Source organism: Streptococcus sp. HMSC062H02, assembly GCF_001813005.1.
Taxonomy (GTDB): Bacteria; Bacillota; Bacilli; order Lactobacillales; family Streptococcaceae; genus Streptococcus; species Streptococcus oralis_S.
This window is the reverse complement of sequence record NZ_KV811132.1, coordinates 31,969-52,013: the sequence shown is the minus strand read 5'-3', so window position 1 is coordinate 52,013 and position 20,045 is coordinate 31,969. Positions and strand designations below refer to the sequence as shown.

18 protein-coding genes are annotated in these 20,045 nt (G+C 39.7%); 1 reads left to right on the top strand and 17 read right to left on the bottom strand.

The features are described from left to right. The first annotated feature begins 143 nt into the window (after nucleotides 1–143). Nucleotides 144–998: a dTDP-4-dehydrorhamnose reductase gene (rfbD, locus tag HMPREF2885_RS07725; protein WP_065371578.1), complete on the top strand. Its 855-nt coding sequence runs from the start codon at nucleotides 144–146 to the stop codon at nucleotides 996–998. Between the two features lie 60 nt (nucleotides 999–1,058). Here rfbD and rfbB read toward each other — a convergent pair whose 3' ends face one another. From rfbB to HMPREF2885_RS07640, 17 genes are all read right to left on the bottom strand, one after another. Further along, nucleotides 1,059–2,105, bottom strand: a complete 1,047-nt coding sequence (gene rfbB, locus HMPREF2885_RS07720) for a dTDP-glucose 4,6-dehydratase (RefSeq protein ID WP_070657703.1) — start codon at nucleotides 2,103–2,105, stop codon at nucleotides 1,059–1,061. Nucleotides 2,106–2,123: 18 nt separating this feature from the next. Beyond that, complete coding sequence (locus HMPREF2885_RS07715; RefSeq protein WP_065371576.1) at nucleotides 2,124–2,717, bottom strand: dTDP-4-dehydrorhamnose 3,5-epimerase family protein; 594 nt, start codon at nucleotides 2,715–2,717, stop codon at nucleotides 2,124–2,126. After that, nucleotides 2,718–3,587, bottom strand: a complete 870-nt coding sequence (gene rfbA, locus HMPREF2885_RS07710; RefSeq protein ID WP_000676122.1) for a glucose-1-phosphate thymidylyltransferase RfbA — start codon at nucleotides 3,585–3,587, stop codon at nucleotides 2,718–2,720. It abuts the gene before it with no gap. Nucleotides 3,588–3,658: 71 nt separating this feature from the next. Further along, nucleotides 3,659–4,711 carry a glycosyltransferase gene (locus HMPREF2885_RS07705; protein ID WP_065371575.1) on the bottom strand — a complete coding sequence of 351 codons (1,053 nt, stop codon included), beginning with the start codon at nucleotides 4,709–4,711 and terminating at the stop codon, nucleotides 3,659–3,661. Nucleotides 4,712–4,738: 27 nt separating this feature from the next. Beyond that, a complete protein-coding gene (gene glf, locus HMPREF2885_RS07700; protein WP_065371574.1) occupies nucleotides 4,739–5,842 on the bottom strand; it encodes a UDP-galactopyranose mutase in 1,104 nt (367 codons plus the stop codon). Nucleotides 5,843–5,851: 9 nt separating this feature from the next. Continuing rightward, on the bottom strand, nucleotides 5,852–7,264 hold the full coding sequence (locus HMPREF2885_RS07695; RefSeq protein ID WP_049550236.1) for a flippase: 1,413 nt from the start codon (nucleotides 7,262–7,264) through the stop codon (nucleotides 5,852–5,854). Then, the gene (locus HMPREF2885_RS07690) at nucleotides 7,261–8,421 is read right to left on the bottom strand and encodes a polysaccharide polymerase (RefSeq protein WP_070657701.1); all 1,161 of its coding nucleotides are present in this window, start codon (nucleotides 8,419–8,421) and stop codon (nucleotides 7,261–7,263) included. Before HMPREF2885_RS07690 ends, HMPREF2885_RS07695 begins: the two co-directional genes overlap by 4 nt. 38 nt (nucleotides 8,422–8,459) lie before the next feature. After that, the gene (locus tag HMPREF2885_RS07685; protein WP_049501000.1) at nucleotides 8,460–9,425 is read right to left on the bottom strand and encodes a glycosyltransferase family 2 protein; all 966 of its coding nucleotides are present in this window, start codon (nucleotides 9,423–9,425) and stop codon (nucleotides 8,460–8,462) included. A gap of 34 nt (nucleotides 9,426–9,459) precedes the next feature. After that, the gene (locus HMPREF2885_RS07680) at nucleotides 9,460–10,458 is read right to left on the bottom strand and encodes a Stealth CR1 domain-containing protein (protein ID WP_049500998.1); all 999 of its coding nucleotides are present in this window, start codon (nucleotides 10,456–10,458) and stop codon (nucleotides 9,460–9,462) included. 2 nt (nucleotides 10,459–10,460) lie between these two features. After that, nucleotides 10,461–11,618 (bottom strand): glycosyltransferase family 4 protein, encoded by a 1,158-nt coding sequence (locus tag HMPREF2885_RS07675; protein WP_049500996.1) that lies wholly within the window; start codon nucleotides 11,616–11,618, stop codon nucleotides 10,461–10,463. Between the two features lie 3 nt (nucleotides 11,619–11,621). Then, complete coding sequence (gene cps2T / locus HMPREF2885_RS07670; RefSeq protein WP_049550235.1) at nucleotides 11,622–12,794, bottom strand: beta 1-4 rhamnosyltransferase Cps2T; 1,173 nt, start codon at nucleotides 12,792–12,794, stop codon at nucleotides 11,622–11,624. A gap of 30 nt (nucleotides 12,795–12,824) precedes the next feature. Continuing rightward, nucleotides 12,825–14,192, bottom strand: coding sequence for a sugar transferase (locus HMPREF2885_RS07665; RefSeq protein WP_049500992.1), 1,368 nt, complete (start codon nucleotides 14,190–14,192; stop codon nucleotides 12,825–12,827). Nucleotides 14,193–14,214: 22 nt separating this feature from the next. Continuing rightward, complete coding sequence (locus HMPREF2885_RS07660; protein ID WP_070657699.1) at nucleotides 14,215–14,907, bottom strand: tyrosine-protein kinase; 693 nt, start codon at nucleotides 14,905–14,907, stop codon at nucleotides 14,215–14,217. Nucleotides 14,908–14,916: 9 nt separating this feature from the next. Continuing rightward, entirely contained in the window at nucleotides 14,917–15,609 is a 693-nt protein-coding gene (gene cpsC / locus HMPREF2885_RS07655) for a capsular polysaccharide biosynthesis protein CpsC (protein WP_000664125.1), read from the bottom strand. 8 nt (nucleotides 15,610–15,617) lie between these two features. Next, the gene (gene cps4B / locus HMPREF2885_RS07650) at nucleotides 15,618–16,349 is read right to left on the bottom strand and encodes a capsular polysaccharide biosynthesis protein Cps4B (RefSeq protein ID WP_049479875.1); all 732 of its coding nucleotides are present in this window, start codon (nucleotides 16,347–16,349) and stop codon (nucleotides 15,618–15,620) included. Between the two features lies 1 nt (nucleotide 16,350). Further along, on the bottom strand, nucleotides 16,351–17,796 hold the full coding sequence (locus HMPREF2885_RS07645) for an LCP family glycopolymer transferase CpsA (RefSeq protein WP_070657697.1): 1,446 nt from the start codon (nucleotides 17,794–17,796) through the stop codon (nucleotides 16,351–16,353). Between the two features lie 184 nt (nucleotides 17,797–17,980). Further along, on the bottom strand, nucleotides 17,981–19,942 hold the full coding sequence (locus HMPREF2885_RS07640; protein ID WP_083307433.1) for a peptide ABC transporter substrate-binding protein: 1,962 nt from the start codon (nucleotides 19,940–19,942) through the stop codon (nucleotides 17,981–17,983). Between the last annotated feature and the right edge of the window lie 103 nt (nucleotides 19,943–20,045).

Here is a 20,045-nt window from a genome sequence, read left to right as displayed (position 1 = left end):
TTCTATCTCAAAGAATCTAATAAACAGTTTCATTTCAAAAACAGATTCTTATCGGATAGAAACCATCAAAATAAGGACCGAAAATCAGATTTTTTATCATTTTTTTGCTATGATTAGATAGAAGAAAAGTTAAGGAGAAGACAATGATATTAATTACAGGTGCGAATGGTCAACTCGGTACTGAACTACGTTATTTACTAGATGAACGAAATGTGGACTATGTTGCCGTGGATGTGGCCGAAATGGATATCACTAATTCTGAAATGGTTGAGAAGGTATTTGCTGAGGTTAAACCAACTCTGGTCTATCATTGTGCAGCCTACACTGCTGTTGATGCTGCAGAAGACGAGGGGAAAGAACTGGATTTTGCCATCAACGTAACTGGAACTGAAAATGTAGCCAAGGCCTCTGAGAAATACGGAGCTACTCTCGTTTATATTTCAACAGACTACGTCTTTGATGGAAAGAAACCCGTCGGACAAGAGTGGGAAGTCGATGACCTACCTGATCCGCAAACAGAGTACGGGCGTACCAAGCGAATGGGTGAGGAACTCGTTGAAAACCTTACGTCACAGTATTACATCATCCGCACTGCTTGGGTCTTTGGAAATTATGGCAAGAACTTTGTCTTTACAATACAAAATCTTGCCAAAACTCACAAAACTCTTACTGTAGTCAACGACCAACACGGCCGCCCAACTTGGACACGTACCTTGGCTGAGTTCATGATTTACTTGACTGAAAATCAAAAAGCATTTGGCTACTACCACTTATCAAATGACTCCACTGAAGATACCACTTGGTACGACTTCGCTGTCGAGATTCTTAAGGACAGTGATGTTGAAGTGATTCCGGTAGACTCCAGCAAGTTTCCTGCAAAGGCCAAACGTCCCCTCAACTCAACTATGAGCTTGACAAAAGCAAAGGCGACAGGTTTCGTCATTCCAACCTGGCAGGATGCCCTTAAAGAGTTTTATAAACAAGAAGTAAGAAAATAACAGATTACGACATACATAAAAAGCAAGAGAACTCAAAGTCTCTTGCTTTTTAGTATCTGATTAGTTAATGACTTGTTGCGTCTTGGCATAGTTAGCCTCGACTGCTTCTTTTTCAGATTTCCACCAGTCTTGGTTGTCTGTGTACCATTTGATGGTATCTTTGAGACCTGCTTCAAAGTTGGTAAACTCAGGCTTCCACCCTAGTTCATCACGAAGCTTGCTAGCATCGATAGCATAGCGAAGGTCGTGACCAGCTCGGTCCGTCACATGGTCATAAGCATCAGCTGGTTGCCCCATTTCCTTGAGGATGAGTTCTAGGACTTCCTTATTGTTCTTCTCACCATCCGCACCAATCAAGTAAGTTTCGCCAATTTGACCCTTTGTCAAAATTGTCCAAACACCTGATGAATGGTCATTGGTGTGAATCCAGTCACGGACATTCTTACCTTCACCATAGAGTTTTGGCTTGATACCACTCAAGATATTGGTGATCTGGCGCGGAATAAACTTCTCGATATGTTGGTAAGGACCATAGTTGTTTGAACAGTTCGAAATAGTCGCTTTAACACCAAATGAGCGAACCCAAGCTTTGACAATCAGATCTGAAGCTGCTTTAGTTGATGAGTAAGGCGAGCTGGGATTGTACTTGGTTTCAGCCGTAAATTTCTCACCTGGACCTTCTCCATGACCTGGCAAATCTTCACGCAGAGGTAGGTCACCATAGACTTCGTCAGTTGACACATGGTGGAAACGAAGGTCGTATTTACGAGCTGCTTCCAAAAGAGTGTAAGTCCCAATGAAGTTGGTGTGGATAAATGGACTCGGATCATTGAGCGAGTTGTCATTATGGCTTTCTGCCGCATAGTGAACAATGGCATCTGCTTGAGCAGCTAGCTTATCGACCAAGGTTGCATCTGCAATATCTCCAACAACCAACTCAACACGATCACCTAAAATTGCTTCAATATTGGCACGATTACCCGCATAAGTCAGCTTGTCCAGCACTGTCACATGGACATCTGGGAAGTTGTTATAGACATAATGAACAAAGTTAGAACCGATAAAACCAGCCCCACCTGTCACGATGATATTTCTGTATTCAGTCATTTTTATTCCCTAATTTTTTTACAAATCTTCTTTTCTTAGTGGTTTGACATCCTTAAGCAGTGGATGATGTTTATCTGCTTCCGAAACTTCTGCTTCTGCTAGGTTTTCCCACTGGATGCCCAAAGCTGGGTCTGTATAGTTGACAAAAGCATATTTAGGCTTGAGTTCAAGTGCCCAGTAGTCATTGACCAGATAGCTATAAGAAACTGTATCCGAGAGGACTTGGAAACCATTGGCTACGCCGCGAGGGACAAAGATTCCCTTACTTGCATCAATCTCGGTCTGATAAACATTTCCAAAAGTCTCACCTTCACGTAGGTCAACCCAAGAACCCAGAACCTTGCCACCATCTGCTACTGAGATATACTTGTCCCAAGGTTCAGCATGGAGGCCTCGGAGAACATTTTTGCGAGAAAAGCTGACGTTATTTTGCAGTTTTCCTTCAGCAAAGAAGCTTTCAGGAAAACCAAGCGGTAGCATCTTTTCTTTCTGAAAATTCTCTTTAAACCAGCCACGATTGTCACCATGAACCGGAATGTCAAACTCTAACATACCTGGAATGGCATCAATCTTGTGCACTGCAAGTGTTTTGCCGAAAAAATTATCTGTCATCTAGATTTCTCCAATCAAACGGAGCAAGTATTGCCCGTATTCATTCTTCTTGAGAGGTTGCGCCAACTTCAGCACATCTTCGCGGCTGATATAACCCATTCGGTAGGCAATTTCTTCCAGATTGGCAACCTGAACATTTTGCATCCTTTGAACCGTTTCGATATATTGGGAGGCCTCTAACAGGCTCTCATGTGTCCCAGTATCCAGCCAGGCAAAACCACGTCCCATAACTTCAACTGACAAATCCCCACGCTTCAAATAAGCATTGTTAACATCTGTGATTTCCAACTCTCCACGAGCACTCGGTTTTATCTGTTTGGCAATCTCCACAACGTCATTGTCATAGAAATAAAGACCTGTCACTGCATAGTTAGAGCGAGGATTCTCCGGTTTTTCTTCTATGGAAATAGCATTCATGTCTGTATCAAACTCGACCACACCAAAACGCTCTGGATCCTTCACTTGGTAGCCAAACACAGTCGCACCCTTCTCTTTCTTGGCTGCCTTTTGAAGCATTTTGCTCAAACCAGGCCCATGATAGATATTATCGCCCAAGATCAAAGCAACACTATCGTCGCCGATAAATTCTTCACCAATAAGAAAAGCCTGAGCAAGTCCGTCGGGACTAGGCTGTTCCGCATAGGAAAGCTTGATCCCAAATTCGGAACCATCCAAGAGCAGGTCCTTAAAACGGGGTAAATCCTGTGGTGTTGAGATGATCAAAATGTCCTTAATCCCTGCCAACATCAAGGTTGACAAAGGATAGTAAATCATGGGTTTATCATAAACTGGCATCAGCTGTTTTGACGCAGCTCGAGTAAGTGGGTACAGTCGGGTACCTGAACCACCCGCAAGAATAATACCTTTCATAATAGGCTTCCTTTCTGGCTAATTACCTATCCTATATTATATTTCATTTTGTCCCAAATTCCCTAAGGAATTTACTTCAATTTGGATAAGGCAGCTTTTAAATAGTCTCCGTCTCGAAGAGCAGTTCCAACTTTCCTAGCTTGTTCTGAAAGTTCCTTGTAGTCTTGAAGTGTCAAATCATCTAGTACTTTTTGGAGGTCGTGTAGAGAATCAACTGCTAGACCACACTGTTTATCCAGAACAAAATGTGCGAGAGCCGACTCTTTCCAGACTATTAGGGGAAAACCTGAAGCTAAGTAGAGAGAGGCCTTGTGCGAGTTGTTAAAGCGTAGATAGTTTCCGTAAGAACCTTGGCAGGTCTCTGAGCTGTCTCCGTCCCATACCAAACCAAAACTACCTTCAAGAGCAGCGGGGAGGTCATCTGGCATAAAGGAACCAAAGTAGCTAGTGTTTTTCAATGCACGACTTTCATCGTAGCCCACCCCATACAAGTTATAGGCGGGCTGGTCTGGCAAGTTATAAAGATAACCTGACTTTGCAGGGTTCAAATTTCCAGCTACAATAATAGGCTGGTCTTTTTGGAGATTTGGTTTTTCAGCAAAGTTTGGAATCAGATAGTCAAAAATCTCCAAGCTAACCATTTTATCTGCTGGCACTCCTTGACCTACCAGAACTTTCTTCATGATATCGTTATGAACGATAATGCCATCCACTGACATCAAGGCTTTCTTTTCCTGGAAGTAATTGCGCACTTTATGACGAAATTTCACTTCTGAACCTGCTGCATGACGCAAGGTTTCAATATCATGGATCAACAGATAGAATTTTGCTCCTCTTTTTTGCGCCTGCTTGATGAGTTGTGAGACGAAAAATGTATGGTGGATAATAGGGAACTGAATCACCAATTCATCTCCAGCTCCCAACTGATCAAACACAGACTTGGTCGCACGATATTTGTGTTGTTGAGCTTTAAAGAAATTCATCTTATACCAATTCTCAACCTTGAGCTCCAAGCCCTCATAACCCTCTGAGATTAGAATAGCTTCCACGTCATTTCGTGCCTTACTCCCTGCATTCTTTTCGTGTGCATTATGCAGAAATGAATCTTTCAGATAATATTTCACCTTTTCTCCCCTTTATCCGTGATGTTCTTAGATACTCCCTAGTTCTTCTTCTACCACATCCAATGCACGTTCAACAGTCACGTGCATATCATAGTATTTATAATCTGCCAAGCGACCACAGAAGATAACGTGGCCATTTTTCTCAGCTTCTGCTAGATACTGCTCATAAATAGCATTGTTTTTGGCATCATTGATTGGATAGTAAGGCTCATCTCCTCTTTTCCAATCTGCTGGATATTCTTGAGTAATAACCGTCTTGTCCTGAGTCCCAAACTCAAAATGTTTGTGTTCGATGATACGCGTATAAGGAATATCACGTTCAGTATAATTGACTACAGCATTTCCTTGATAATTTTCTTGGTCCAGAATCTCATGCTCAAAACGGAGACTGCGATACTCAAGTTCACCAAACTTATAGTCAAAGAACTGATCAATCATCCCTGTGAAGACAATCTTAGTTGCTGAAGCCTCCAAGTTCTCCCGATCAGCAAAGAAATCTGTATTAAGCTCTACTTCGATTCCTTCCAACAACTTTTCGATGATGACATTGTAACCACCAATTGGAATCCCTTGGTAACGGTCGTTGAAATAATTATTGTCATAAGTCAATCGAACTGGTAAACGCTTGATGATAAAGGGTGGTAGTTCAGTAGCAGAACGCCCCCATTGCTTTTCGGTGTAACCCTTGATTAGCTTTTCATAGACATCCGTACCAATCAACTTAATGGCTTGTTCCTCTAAGTTTTTAGGCTCAACATCTTGCATGTGTGTCGTCTGCTCAGCAATTTTGTCCTTGACTTCTTGGGGTGTCTTTGTCCCCCACAAAGCATAGAAAGTATTCATGTTAAAAGGCAGATTGTAAAGATGTCCTTGATAGTTGGCAATGGGAGAATTGATGTAATTGTTAAACTCCGCAAACTGATTGACATAATCCCAGACCTTTTTATTGGATGTATGGAAGATATGAGCCCCATACTTGTGGACATTGATTCCTTCAACAGATTGGCAATAGATATTCCCACCGATGTGGTCACGTTTGTCAATCACCTTCACCTTCTTGCCACGTTTGTTGGCTTCGTGGGCAAAGATTGCACCTGACAAGCCAGCACCGACAATCAAATAATCGTACATAAAATCTCCTTATTTCTTTAAAACACTTTTTAGTTCTTGAAAATCCAAGACACGTAAGACCAAAACCAAGCCACCGTAGACTAGGAAGCCAAGCAGAGAATAGATCAAGACATTCACAACAGACGAGAAGTGCATGAAAGCTTGTACAGAATACAAAGCGCCGTACATCAGTAGTGCTGCTAGAAGTATTTTTAGCATGGATGGTAGAATCTTGACCTCTTTTAGATACGAACGTGTAAAGTAGAGTTGGATCAGCCAGACCAAACCTTCAGTCGCAACAGATACAATTGAAGCTCCAATATAGCCCAGAGGCGGGATCAAGAGGAGATTCAAGCCCACACTAAAAACAGCTGGAATAGTTGTTGATAGCATAAATTCACGATTCTTATTGTGAGGAATCAAGATTTGAATTCCCATTATGTTAGTCCAGCCAATAAAGAACATTCTAAAGACCATGATGGCAATCGCATAGCGAGCATCTTGGAAGTCTTGCCCCAGGAAAAAATTGACAAAATCTTTGTTAACAATTAAAATCCCCGCAATCATCGGGAAGATAACCAAGTTATACACTAAGAAAGACATTTCATGTAACTTGTTAACCGCCTTTTGATTACCTGATGAGAGGAGATTGGAGACCCGAGGCAACATAACACTACCAAGCGACGTTACCAAAGTCAACAAAATATTCAATAATTTCAAGGCTTGATCATAGATCCCGACATCCTTGGTCGAAGACAAGGCACCCAACATGGTGCGATCTAGCGTGATGTAGAGTGAAATGGCAATCTGTGGCAGAAACAAGAGAATGACTGGTTTGATATGCTCTTTGGCATAGGCTATATCCAAATGCGGCTTGCGAATGTGCTCCCGAGCAGGAAGCCACATACTCAACTGACCTAGTAGATCATAGGCAACCAAGAGGATGATATACAAGTACAAGTCGGATGGTTTCTTAACAAATAGGAATATCGAAACAACACCTAGAAGTTTGACCATTGTGTTACGAGCTGTGATTTTTTTGAAATCTTCTAACCCTTGAAAAAGCCAAGAAATATCAAAACCACGAGACAGCAAACTAAAGCCAAGTATATAGGCAATTGGATTGTTCATCGACGGCACAAGTAAGCAGACAATGATATAAAGCGTAACTGCTAAACAGGTTGAAAGGACTTGTAAACTGTAAATACCCCAGAAGGTCTTTTCGACTTCCTTACGATGGCCGGAAATTTCCTTTGTCCCATAATTGGCTACTCCCAGCGTCGCCAGTAGGATAAAATAAGTCACGATAGAATTATAGTATCCGTATGACCCCAAATCATCCGAGGAGAAAACCCGAGTAATATAGGGTGTAGTAATGACTGGTAAAACGATTACTAACAGCTGATAAGAAAGATTATATAAATAATTTTTTAATACTTTCACAAGGAGTTCCTCGTTGTAGATTTCTTCGATTCAAATTCAATAACTGGCAAGGTTGCAAATAGAGTAAACATAAAAATATTATAAGACGGGCGAACCCAGAAGGCCTCAAACATACAGTTGACTGCTATTAAGGATAAGGCCGTCAATAGCAAATAATTCTTTTTGCGATAAAGAGACCAAGACCTAACTATGTATAACACGACCAATAAGAGAACTGGAATCATCCCATAGGTAAAGAGCATCTGAACGTAGGAAGAGTCTACATAGTCGTAGCTCAAAACGGATTCTGTACGCCCCCCATAACCGATAAATGATATGCCCCGAATCCCAAACCACTGCACTGCATATTTTTTTAGTGCCTCATGTCCTAGGTGTAATCTCATACTAAAAAAATTGTTTAGAGCCACATACATTGGATGAGACCAGGTAAATTTAGAAGAGAGATAAATCATTACTGAAGACGCTATACCAGCCGATAAAGGAAGTAAAGCAAAAAGCCGTCGCTGTTTATCATTTCGGAAATAAAAGTACAGAAAAATGAGCGCCATTACAGTAATAGAAGCGGCATTAAGCCTCGCATCGCAATATCGAATAATGAAATAAGCCAGACCAAATCCTAAGGCAGTCCGTAAAATAATGAATTTCTTTCTAAAGATATACGATATAGCTGTATATAGATAAAAACAGTGAGAAGCAAAATCAGTTGGATAAATAAAGCCAAATGAATTTCGAACAACGACTCCCGCAGATCGTGATTGGACAAATTGCAAGTTTGGAATAGCACCAATCACGGCCAAGAGCACTATCAATACAATAAAAAACAAGGCTACAACAGAGTATATTTTAAGTACACTTTCCATCTCAGCCTTGTAAAGAAAGACAAGCAGAAACATATACATCAATGCATTAAGGTTCCCAGTCTTATAGTAAACCATGCCCCCAGCAAAAAGAAGAATTGGTGCAAAGATGAGATAGCTTATAGAGTAGTGATGAATATAAGCAAATCGCATAGCAAGTAAAAGGACCGCAAAAAAAGGAACTAGATTAGAAATATTAGGTAAAACAGGAGCTAACATAGACGTATTGATCATATCTATGGAGACAACCACTATTAAAACTGCTGCAATTAGCAATTTATCACGTTCTAACTTTAACATTTTCTTTTTCCTTTTCTTCTTTCGTCCCTAACTCTTACTTAGGATTTTTTTAACTTTTTAAATTGATAATAGAGCCGCGGATACTTAGTAATTAAAACATAGAGGATCCTACGTTTCTTGCTAACTCTAGCATTCTTCAAGACAAGAGGCAAATAAGGCCTGGTTTCCTCCTGAAGTCTCTTGAATTCTACTGAATCCCCATCCTTAATCATCGTAAAGATAAGAAGACTTCCTGTAAAGAAGCGTGAAATGATAGCTTCTTGGAGTTCTGAACTCTCAGGATAGGTTGCATTCACAACCTCTTTTAAATGATCAATTGCTTCGTAAAACTCGTATTGTTTTGGAGTGAAAGCCGAGGCAGTAATGCTACCAGGTCTATGGTAATAATGGTAAATCGGAAGATGGTACAAGGCCACGGATTGGGCTTGGTTGAGATGCTCACTGATAACATAGAGGTCTTCGTAGATGCGCCCCTTGGGGAAGGGAGCTTTCTCAAGAAGTTCTTTCCGATAGAGTTTCCCACAAGCAGAGACCGTCACAAGGTCTCCATAAAGCATCTCAGTCAGAGCCTTTGCCTTGTCATAGACCTTAACTTGGTCTAAATCAAGCTGATCCAAGTGAAAATTTTGAAAACGATGATAGTGAGCTGTTGGCTCTACTTTGCCACTCACCATATCTGCTTGGGTACGACTTTGTAGCTCTGCTAGCAGTTCCAAGGCGCAGGGTTCCAGATAGTCGTCTGGATCTAGGAAAGTAATCCAGTCACCCTTGGCTTTTAAGACCCCATAGTTCCGAGCATCAGACAAGCCACCGTTGACCTTATGGTAGCTAGTCACCCAATCATATTGCTGGGCATACTGGTCACACAAGTGTCCTGAGCCATCACTCGAGCCGTCATCAATCAAGAGGACTTCCATATCCTTGTAAGTCTGATGTTCCAAACTCTCCATGGCATAATGAAGGTAGTTCTCCACATTGTAAACAGGCACAATTACCGAAATCATATTTTCTTTTCTTTCTCTTACTTAGTTTTACAGTTTAAATCTCAAATGAGCTTCTATCTGGAAGCAGTTGATCCATAGCCTTGATAAAGTCTGTCATCACCTGCTCCTCGTCTTGAATGTTAAATCCATCATTGATACACATAATTTGGTATTTGCCAGAATTTAGTATCTTCCAAAAATCTGGTCCGGCATTATCCAAAGAAAAGAGTCCCCCCAACTTAGGATTTCCGACAGCGTATTGACCACTGGCAATCTGCCAATACTTAAAGAGCCAAACATTGGTATCAGAAGGATTTCTAAAGCGACTAGCCGAGGTTCTTTCCAAGACAGCTTTTTCCTTTTCCCATACCAAGTTCATCGTTGATCTTAGTAGAGGATAGGGCAGATGACTCTCCCAGAAACCACAGATAAACTGACTATTTCTGTATAGTAGCGACTTAACGATACTTTTTAATCCCTGCTTTGGATCAAAGAATTGGCCATTCTTCAAAATTTCATTTCGACTGAAATAGCTAGTGACAATCTCCATGTCATTTATCTGAAAATTCCCCGTTCCATATCGCTCAGGAATAATCGGTGAAAGAGCCGTATTATATTTGGGTAAACCATCCTCTGAGAAAAAATCTGTCGGCTCGACTGGAGCTGTCAAATACATATCGTCATTAAAAAAAACAAAATGCTCAGAGAGTCCGGGGATCCGATGGATATTACTTTCGATAGGATTGGCAGAAAAAACTGGCAGGTAGTCATTGCAGATAATCTCTGTATGATCTACCAATACCAATTTATCACTGTTTAACTCTAACCAGCTTGGCTTTTGCTGGTCGGTCACGAGGTAGACCTTATTAACCCAAGGAGCAAATTTTTCAACTCCTCTAAACCAATATTTAAAGGTCCCCCATTCTCGGTAAGCCTTGACTGAATTCATACTCTGTTTAGAAGTATTAACCGATCCATCATAGCTTGATTTTTTTTCTTGCCACACAGGATCATTCCCATCAACCCAAGTAACAACAAAATCTATTTTATTCATAACTAATCTTTTCTATCTGTTTTATACAACTCCGAAAAGTTCTTGATGTAACTCTCCAAAGAAAACAGCTCTTTTTGTCTCTGATATCCTACTCGCCCAAATTTTTCTCTTTTTTCAGAACTATCTAGTAAGAGAGAAATGGCATTAGAAAGTTCTTGAGGACGATTTGGTTTGACTAAGCAACCACTTTTGTCATCTACTACCATTTCAGCTATTCCCCCATTGTTATAACCAACAACTGGTTTTGAACAAGCCATGGCTTCTAGGACCACTGTAGGTAGGGAATCAGGTTTTATACTTGGTAAGACAAAGATATCAAACATATTATAAAGTTCAGAAGTCTTATCGTAGTAATCAATACGATGAATTTGTGACACAACAGATGAAGAAGCTATTCTCTTATCTAGTTCTTCTAAGCGCCATTCTTCACCAGGAAAAACACCTCCAGCTAGGAAAGCCACCGCTTGCTCATTCTTTTCCAAAAGTGGCTCGACTGCTTCTATGAAATCATTTTGTCCTTTGATAGCATTGACCCGACCAATCATGCCAATCACAAGTGCATCTTGCGCAATGTCAAATTTTTCACGAATAGAAGACGCATCCATTGGATAATAGACAGTATTATCGACACCGTTATAAATCACTTCCACTTGGCTATCTTTGATAAAAGGAGACTGCTTGATATGATTAGCGACCGCTTGGGACACCGTCACAATCTTGTCTGCATATCGTCCCATGAGCATATTGATAAAGTCAGAAATAGCTTTGGGTTTGACGATAATCTCATGAACATGCCAAATCAAAGGCAGCTTGAGCTTGCGTTTCAAATAGATGCCCTCCAAAACAGCCGCTGTATTATTGTGAACCATATCTATACTGTGTTGTCGAGCATAGAGGGCGATTTGCTTAGCATAGAAATTATAAGAGCGAATATAGTCGGCAATGCCTTTAGGATTAAAGTATTTTCTACGTAAAATCGGATAATCCAACACACTGACCTGAGCCCCAACTTGACGCAAGGCCTCGACTAAAACACCATCATTTGGCAGGATGACATGAGCTTCAAATTCTTTGGAATCCAATCCTTTGATCAATTCCAATAAGACCTTATCTGCTCCATACATTTCTGCACCAGCATGCAAGTATAAAATCCGTTTCATTCCCTATCCTTTAAACACTTCTTCATAATCTGACACAATCTTTTCCCATGTGAAAGCTGAGAGGATTCTTTGGCTTGACTTGAAATCCAAGTCAGTTATTGCTGCCTGATCAAATCCTTCTACTTCCTCAATGACACGTGCCAACTCATCTTTTTTCCAATAAATGGCCCCATCTTCACCAACTTCACGGTTAAAGCCAACATCTAGCAACAAATTTAGTTTTGTGGATGCTAGGGCTTCCAGTAAAGAAGGGTTGGTTCCTCCAACCTCATGCCCATGGAAATAGGCAAAGGCGTTTTCACGAATGTACTTGAGTAACTCTTGGTCATAGACAGTACCGACAAATTTGACCCTAGGATCTTTGTCAAAACCAGTATCCCGTAACAACTGGTCGTAAAATTTATTCTGCTCCACATTTGTGATGAGAACAAAGTCCTTTTTGGACTTGGACTTGATAAATTCACGAATCATGGCTTCGTAGTTATTTTCAGGAACAAATCGTCCCACTACTAGATAATAGCCATTTTCGCTAACTCCTTTTTCCTGATACCAATCCCGAACTTTGGTATCTTCTGCTTTCAGGATTGAAGGAGCTGTATCTGTCCCATAGGCAATATAGGTGGTCTTTGGTTGATATTGCTTATAATCCTCTTGGATATATTGTTCAATATTTTTACTGTCACAGACCAATAAATCTGCATGTTTGACCATGAGCTGCTCTGAAAATTTCCAATACTTACGAACTGGTAAACTCCACTTTGCTCGCAACCATTCATGACCATCAGGATTTACCAGCAATTGGCCTCCGATGGCACGAATTTTTTTCTTAAGCCCAGAAATAAAAGGACCGATGCGACAAGCTAGAATGTAAAAAATGGGAGCCTCGTCCTTGTTTTCCTTAGCCAATTCAATAGCCTTGTTGACCGCTGCGATATCGTAAGCGATGGCGCGGGCAGGTCCGATATTGGGTACATCGATGTTGAAGCAAATGGCTCCATTGTGCTCAAACTGATCTTCCGTAATACCAGACTTGGCTGAATTTTCACGCATACAAGCAACATAGTATTGTATGTTGCTGTCTTTTTGATATTCGGTTAATTTTTCAACAAAGGTTTCAAATCCTCCATACTTAGCAGGAATCCCCTTTGAACCAATGATATAAACTGACTGTTTCATTTCTCTCCTAACAGGACTGAAGGGCAGAAATTACTTCGCCCCTTCCCTCATAAAGACCACTTTAACGGTCTTTAACAATATTTCAATATCTTTCCAGATTGTCCAGTCATCAATGTAAGCTACATCTAATTTGACAACTTCATCGAAATTTTTGATTTCACTTCGTCCACTAACCTGCCATAAACCAGTAATCCCGGGCTTAAAACTGAGACGACGTTTCTGTTCTGGCGTATACTTTTCATACTCATCAATAGTTGGAGGACGAGTCCCTACTAAACTCATATCCCCAATTAGTACATTCCAAAACTGCGGCAACTCATCCAAACTTGTCTTACGAATGAAGCGTCCAATTGTTGTGACACGTGGGTCATTGTCCATTTTGAACATCCCCCCCTGCATCGTATTCTGATTCATCAGCTGTTGTTTAATCTCTTCCGCATCTACACGCATAGAACGAAACTTATAAAAAGTAAAGCGACGACCATTTTTTCCAATACGCGTTTGAGAAAAAATGGCCGGCCCACCATCTCTTCGAATCAGTGGTACCAATACTAAACTAACTACAGCAAACAGAACAAGTCCAACAATAGCTCCGCAAATATCTACAATTCGTTTTGCAACTACATGACTAGGCTTGTAAAATTTTGTTGAAAAGGTTACAACATTCAAACCTGCCATTTCACGAATTTTTTTATCACTACCCAAATAGTCGTTAAAAGCATTTAGGTTGACTGTCACATCTATTCCCATTGTTTCAAAAAGAGAGATATAATCTTCAATATTATACTCCTCACTAGGTAGATTGATAAAAACTTCATCAACAACTTCATGAGTTGCAAAATTTAAAACATCTTCAACTGGTACTACTTTTAAGTGCTCATGTTGAAAATTAGGCTGATCTAAGACACTAACAGCTTCTAATTCCCATAAAAAATCACTCGATTCTAACAGTTTGTCTATTACCTTCTCTACTCTAGACGTAGCCGTAATCAAGAAAACTTTTTTTCTCCCTTTAAAATTTGGTAATAGACGTTTCCAATAGCGTTTAATACATAGATTCAATAGATATAGTAACACGGAATGCATTGTTAAAAAGTAGATCATTCCTCGTCTTGAAATACTAAAGCGTTCCTTCAAGAAAAAATTAGAAATACTTATTGCCAATGCAAAGAAAATAATATACTTCGCTATTCTGATAAACTCAGCCAAGTACCCTCTTTTGAAAAAATCTTGTCCATAATCACTAATATAAAAGACAAAATAATGGAGAATGTATAGGATAACCATTGAAGTGTATACAATCTCTGTTTCTTTAACAAAACTGAGTAAATAAGCTAAAATAATGACAAGAAAACTCTGGAATACTGCCAAAGAAATCTTCAATCCCTTTTCTTCCATAATATCTTCCCTAGGCTATTTATTATTTTTTGCCATAATTCCCATAGTTTCCATATGCTCCATAGGAGCCATATTTTTCGACTGAAGTATTAAATTTATTTAGAACTACTCCTAGAAATGGTTTACTTGTTTGTTCGAGTTGTTCTTTAGCTTTTTGGACATCGCGACGATTTGTTTCACCAGCCGCAGTCACAAAAACAGAAGCATCACATTTCTGTGTAATGATTGCAGCATCAATAACAACTCCTATCGGTGCGGTATCAACAATGATATAATCAAAGTATTTATGCAGAGTATCAATCATAGTTGCAAAATTTTCACTTTGTAGCAAAGCTGTAGGGTTTGGGGATACAGAACCTGCCTGGATAACAAATAAATTTTCAACATTTGTTTCGCATAAACCTTGTGATAAGTCTGTTGTCCCTGATAAATATTCTGTTAACCCTGTAATCTTTTCACGTGATTTAAAAACACCCGACATGACAGAATTACGGATATCCGCATCGATTAACAGTGTCTTATATCCCGCACGCGCGAAAGCCCAAGCAATATTAGTAGAAGTTGTTGATTTTCCTTCCCCAGGCTTTACAGATGTAATTGCAATTACTTTTAAATTATTCCCACTCAGTTGAATATTGGTGCGAAGCGCATTGTAGTACTCTTCAGCTTTTCTTGCCTGATCCAATTTTTTGTGTGCAATTTCTAACGTTGGCATTTCTCTCTCCTATCTCAATTTATCCAAGTTTGGAACAACTCCCAAGAGTGCAATTTGCATAACATCCTCAACATCTTCTGGGCGTTTCACTCGTGTATCCAAGAGTTCGACAAGGAGAACAGTGACAACCATCGCAACTGCTCCCACAAGGAATCCAACCATTGTATTACGACGAATATTTGGAGACGATGGCGATGTTGCAGGACGTGCTTCTTCAAGTGTAGTCACATCTGAAACGCGCGTTACACTGATGATTTTTTGAGCAGCAACCTCTCTCAAAGAGTTGGCAATCCGACTTGCTTCTTCTGGTACGCGATCAGTAACAGAGATAGAGACAATACGCGTATCAACAGGAACTGTTACTTTAATTTTACTAGCAAGACCTTTTGGAGGGAGTTCTAGTTTCAAATCAGTCGCAACCTTCTCTAAAACGTCTTGCGAGAGAATGATTTCTCGATAGTCTTTTACCAAGTAAGATCCTGCTTGCAAGTCTTGGTTAGTCAAGCCAGGCTTATCTCCCTGATTACGATTGACCACATAAATTCGGGTCGTACTCGTAAACTCCGGCTTCACAATAAAACTACTGTAGGCAAATGCTACTGTCCCTGTCACGAATGCCACCAAAGCAATTAAAAATTTTCGTTTCCAAAGGATTTTAAGCAAGTGAAATACATCGATTTCCATCATATTTTGTTCTTTCATTTTTTCTCCTAAATCAATTGATCCATTATTATTTTTCGGGGATTATCCTTAAAAAGTTCCTTAGCCTTATCTTCACTGTATTTTTTGGCAATGATATCATAGGCTTCCTCCATATGAGGAGGTCTACCATCTAAGTTGTGCATATCACTTGCTATCACGTGAACCAGATCTCGTTCCAAGAAATACTGGGCTCTCTTTTTCATAAATTTATAGGTTTCTCCAAAGAGTTTTGGTTTCAAAACATGAGAACTATTAACCTGAGTATAACATCCCATATCAATCAGTTCTCGCACGCGCTTTTCATTGTTTTCTAAAGCATCGTAACGTTCAATGTGGGCAATGACGGGTGTAATACCTAACATTAGAATATCACTCAATCCCTTATGCATATCTCGATAGGCTGTATTCATACTAAACTCAATCAAAGCATAGCGACTATCGTTAAGGGTTGGGATTAATTTCTTTTCTAACTTCTCAACAACATCTGGCGTATAGTAGATTTCTGCTCCATAGGCAATGATTAAGTCATCCGCAACTTCCTTAGCCATTTCTCGCACCTTCAGAAAGTTGGTTGCGATTTTTTCTTCAGGAGTTTCGAACATCCCTTTTCGTCTATGCGAAGTGGAAACAATTGTTCTCACTCCTTGACTATAGGCCTCTCTAAGTAGTTTTTTACTCTCCTCTATTGACTTTGGACCATCATCCACATCAAAAACGATGTGCGAATGGATATCTATCATGCTACTTGCCCTCCATCACATCATTGATAGCAGCTTTAGCAGCAGCTAAACTACTATCGTCAATTTCCATCATGTAGAGGTTACTATCTGGCATAGCATAGGATGGAAGATCTGTTCTACCCGTTCCTTTCAAGTCTTGAGAATTAACCTTATACTTACCACCACTATCCAGCTGGGTATTGACCAAATCCATCATGGTTTCTAGCGGCATATTGGTTTGCAAAGAGTCTTGTAATCCTTTGATGATGTTATCGTAGTTTTTTAAAGCCTCAGTTGACGTCAACTTCTGAATAATAGCAACAATGACCTTTTGCTGGTTCCGACCACGATCACGGTCTCCATCTGCTAAAGAGTAGCGTTCGCGGACAAAGCCAAGGGCCTGTTCCGAATCTAGATGAACATTTCCTACAGGAAAATGGTACTTACCATGCAAAGAAGTGAAATCCTGATCATTATAGACATCAACGCCACCTAAAAGGTCAATCAATTTCAAGAAAGAAGTGAAGTTCAAACGAACATAGTAATTGATATCAACCCCGTATAGGTTTTCCAAAGTATGAATTGACGAGTCCACTCCATAGATTCCAGCGTGGGTCAATTTATCCTTTTGATTGTTTCCTCCATCCGCAATCGGAACATAGGAATCTCGAGGCGTTGTAGTCAGAAGAATTTTCTTGGTATCTCGATTCACAGTCATTAGAATATTCACATCAGAACGAGATACTGAACTAATCGGTCCGTAGGTATCAATTCCACTGACATAAATATTAAACGTCTGATTTTTAGATACCTTTGGTGCCGCAACATCCTTAGTTAGTTTTTTTGTATAGATTTTTTTAATTTTCGAAGCATAATCTGGATACTCTGCTTCGATGATGTTTTCAAAAATACTATTTAAGACAATTGCTTTCGTTTCGCCAGAAAGCAGACTCTTATAAGCTGCCAGATAAGAAGCACTCTGTTCAACTGTCAAGTCTTTACTCTGTGTCGTCTTAATATCTGCCATCAACTTTTGGATATTATCATTATCTGTTTCAGTCGGACCTGTTACACTATCCAACTGAGTAACATTGTTGATTTCACTGTCTTTTAAAACGACCACACTCATCGAATACTCTGAATAGTTTGATGTCGCATTGATGTGATTGGTCAACCCTACAAACTGATGAAGTGCAAATAGTGAGACAGAACTGACTAGTACAGCAAGTGTCAAAAAGAAAACCGTAAACTTTTCGGCTTTTTTATAAACTATCAGCAGAGTTGCAATTACAATAGAAATTAGAATTAAAATCGTAGCCAGAATATTTAGATATCTAAAGGCCAGGATATTATGTTTAAAAATCAAGAACAACAAAAAACCACTCAATAAAAAATAAATGACTAATAAGAATATATTAATATTTCGCTTCGCATTCCCTAAACGAGCTCTCTTTGAGCGTCTACTCATAATAATCTCCTAAACCTTCATAATTAAAACCATTATATCATAAACCAACAATAAATGCCATTCATTCATTATAGTTAAGCGTTTTTATTTATACCTTTTTCCCAAAAAAACTCAGGTCATTTACTCGTTTTTAGTTTAACGGATACAAAAACAAGGCTCCTGAATAGGAAACCTTGTTCTCATCTTATTTTACGTGGTTTTCAAACTCTTTTTGGCTCTTTTCGATAGCTTTTTTACTTTCTGCTTCCCACTTAGCCTTGGCTTCGTCAAATTGTTTCTTGGTAACAGGGTCTTTTTGTAATTTCATGTACTTATAATTATTTCCGTCACCCTTGATACCTACTAGGGAGTAGGCACGTGTAAACGGAGTTACTTTGGTTACAGAGGCTGTACCACCATTTGACATAGCAGACATGACTAGAGAATTGTCAATCATCCAAGCTTGAGCTTCAGCGTATTTTTCATAACGCTTAGCAACATCTTTGTTCTCAGCATCTGCTTCTTTCAGGAGTTGTGTATAGGTATCGAGCCCCAAACTCTTAATGAGCTCTGAATCTTCCTTGGCATCAAGACCAAAAATCTTGAGATAGAAGCCAGTTTCAGCATTGAAGGGATCTAGGTAAGTTGATGGATCCTGGTAATCACCAACCCAACCATCAAAGTTTAGGTCGTAGTCACGAGCTGCTGGATTTGGTGCTAGGAAGGCAACATTTCCAAAGTCATCTGTAGAAAGCTGTTGAACATCAATGACGATATTGTCAGAACCTAGTACTGTTTCAAGGGTTTGTTTAACCGAATTCATACCAGAGACCGCATTTTTATTTGTCTGATCAACAGGGACATCCAAATGGATTGGGAAAGTCACGCCTTGGGCTTCCAATTCCTTTTTAGCTTCCGCAAATTTTGCTTGGGCCTTTTCCTTGTTGAAGTAAGCATCTTGAGCGTCTGCCAAATTGATACCTGACCACTCAGTTCCGTAGTTCACAAGCTTAGAAGCTGTTACTTCTCCAAAGGTCTTATCTCCCACCTGGACAAATGTTGGGGGAACCAGAGTATTACGAAGGGTTTTGCTCGCTGCTTCTTCACCGTTAGATTGAGCAGAGTAGGCTGTTCGATCAATTCCAAAGTTGATAGCCTGACGGAAATTTTTATTTAAGATAGCTGTTTGAGCTGATTTCTTTTGTTCGTCCGTTGTTTTAGCGGTATGATTATAGGTTTTGCGGTTGACGTTAAAGTTAAAGTACCAAGATGTCTTGTCTTGTAAGCTATAGAGGATATTGTCTTGGTATTTTTCTTTTGTCTTAGCATAATTCGAACTGTTTGGATAGACTCCTGCAATCGAGTAAGCACCACTTTCAAAGTTTCGAATGGTCATCTCCTGATCTGACCCATCAAAGTAGGCTAACTTAACTTTTTCAATGGTTACTTTATCATGGTCATAATAGTGTGGATTCTTCACATATTCGATCGAAGATTTTGATGTGAAATCTTTTAACAGATATGGACCGTTATAAAGGATGCTGTCTGGTGTCAAGGTACCAAAGTCTTTATCTTTTGATTTCAAAAACTCTTCGTTGACTGGGAAAAGAATACTATTGGTTGTCTTAGAGTTCCAATAAGGTTCTGGTCGTGTCAAAGTGTACTCAACCGTATAGTCATCCAAGGCTTTGACACCAACAGTTGAAAAGTCATTGGTCACACCCGTCACATAGTCATTCAATCCCTTGATTGAATTTTGAATCAGATCCATGGCTTGCCCCTTGTTGTCCGCAGCATATTTGATCCCAGTGACAAAATCCTGAGCTTTGACTGAAGCGTATTCCTCACCATCAGCCGTATACCACTTGGCATCTTTTCTAAGCTTGTAGGTATAGGTCAAACCATCTGATGAAACAGACCAATCCTCCGCAAGAGCAGGTACGAGGTTCCCATAGCTGTCATTTTCTAGCAATCCATCTACGAGATTGGTAATAACGGCAGTGTTATCTGCATAATAATCTAGAAGATAGTTAAAAGTTGTTGGATTCGCACTAAATGTTGATGAATAAGTGCTAGTATCTGTGTTGGACTGTCCACATGCAGAGAGCAAAATCCCTGTCGCTAAGACAAGACCTGTCCCGATTAGTCTTTTTTTCAGTTTGATCATCATTCACTCCTTTATGTCACTTTTTATAACATAACCATATTTTATCAAATTTATTCAAAAATGTAAAGTTACTGCCTTTATGACAACTGGTGTCTCAAAACAA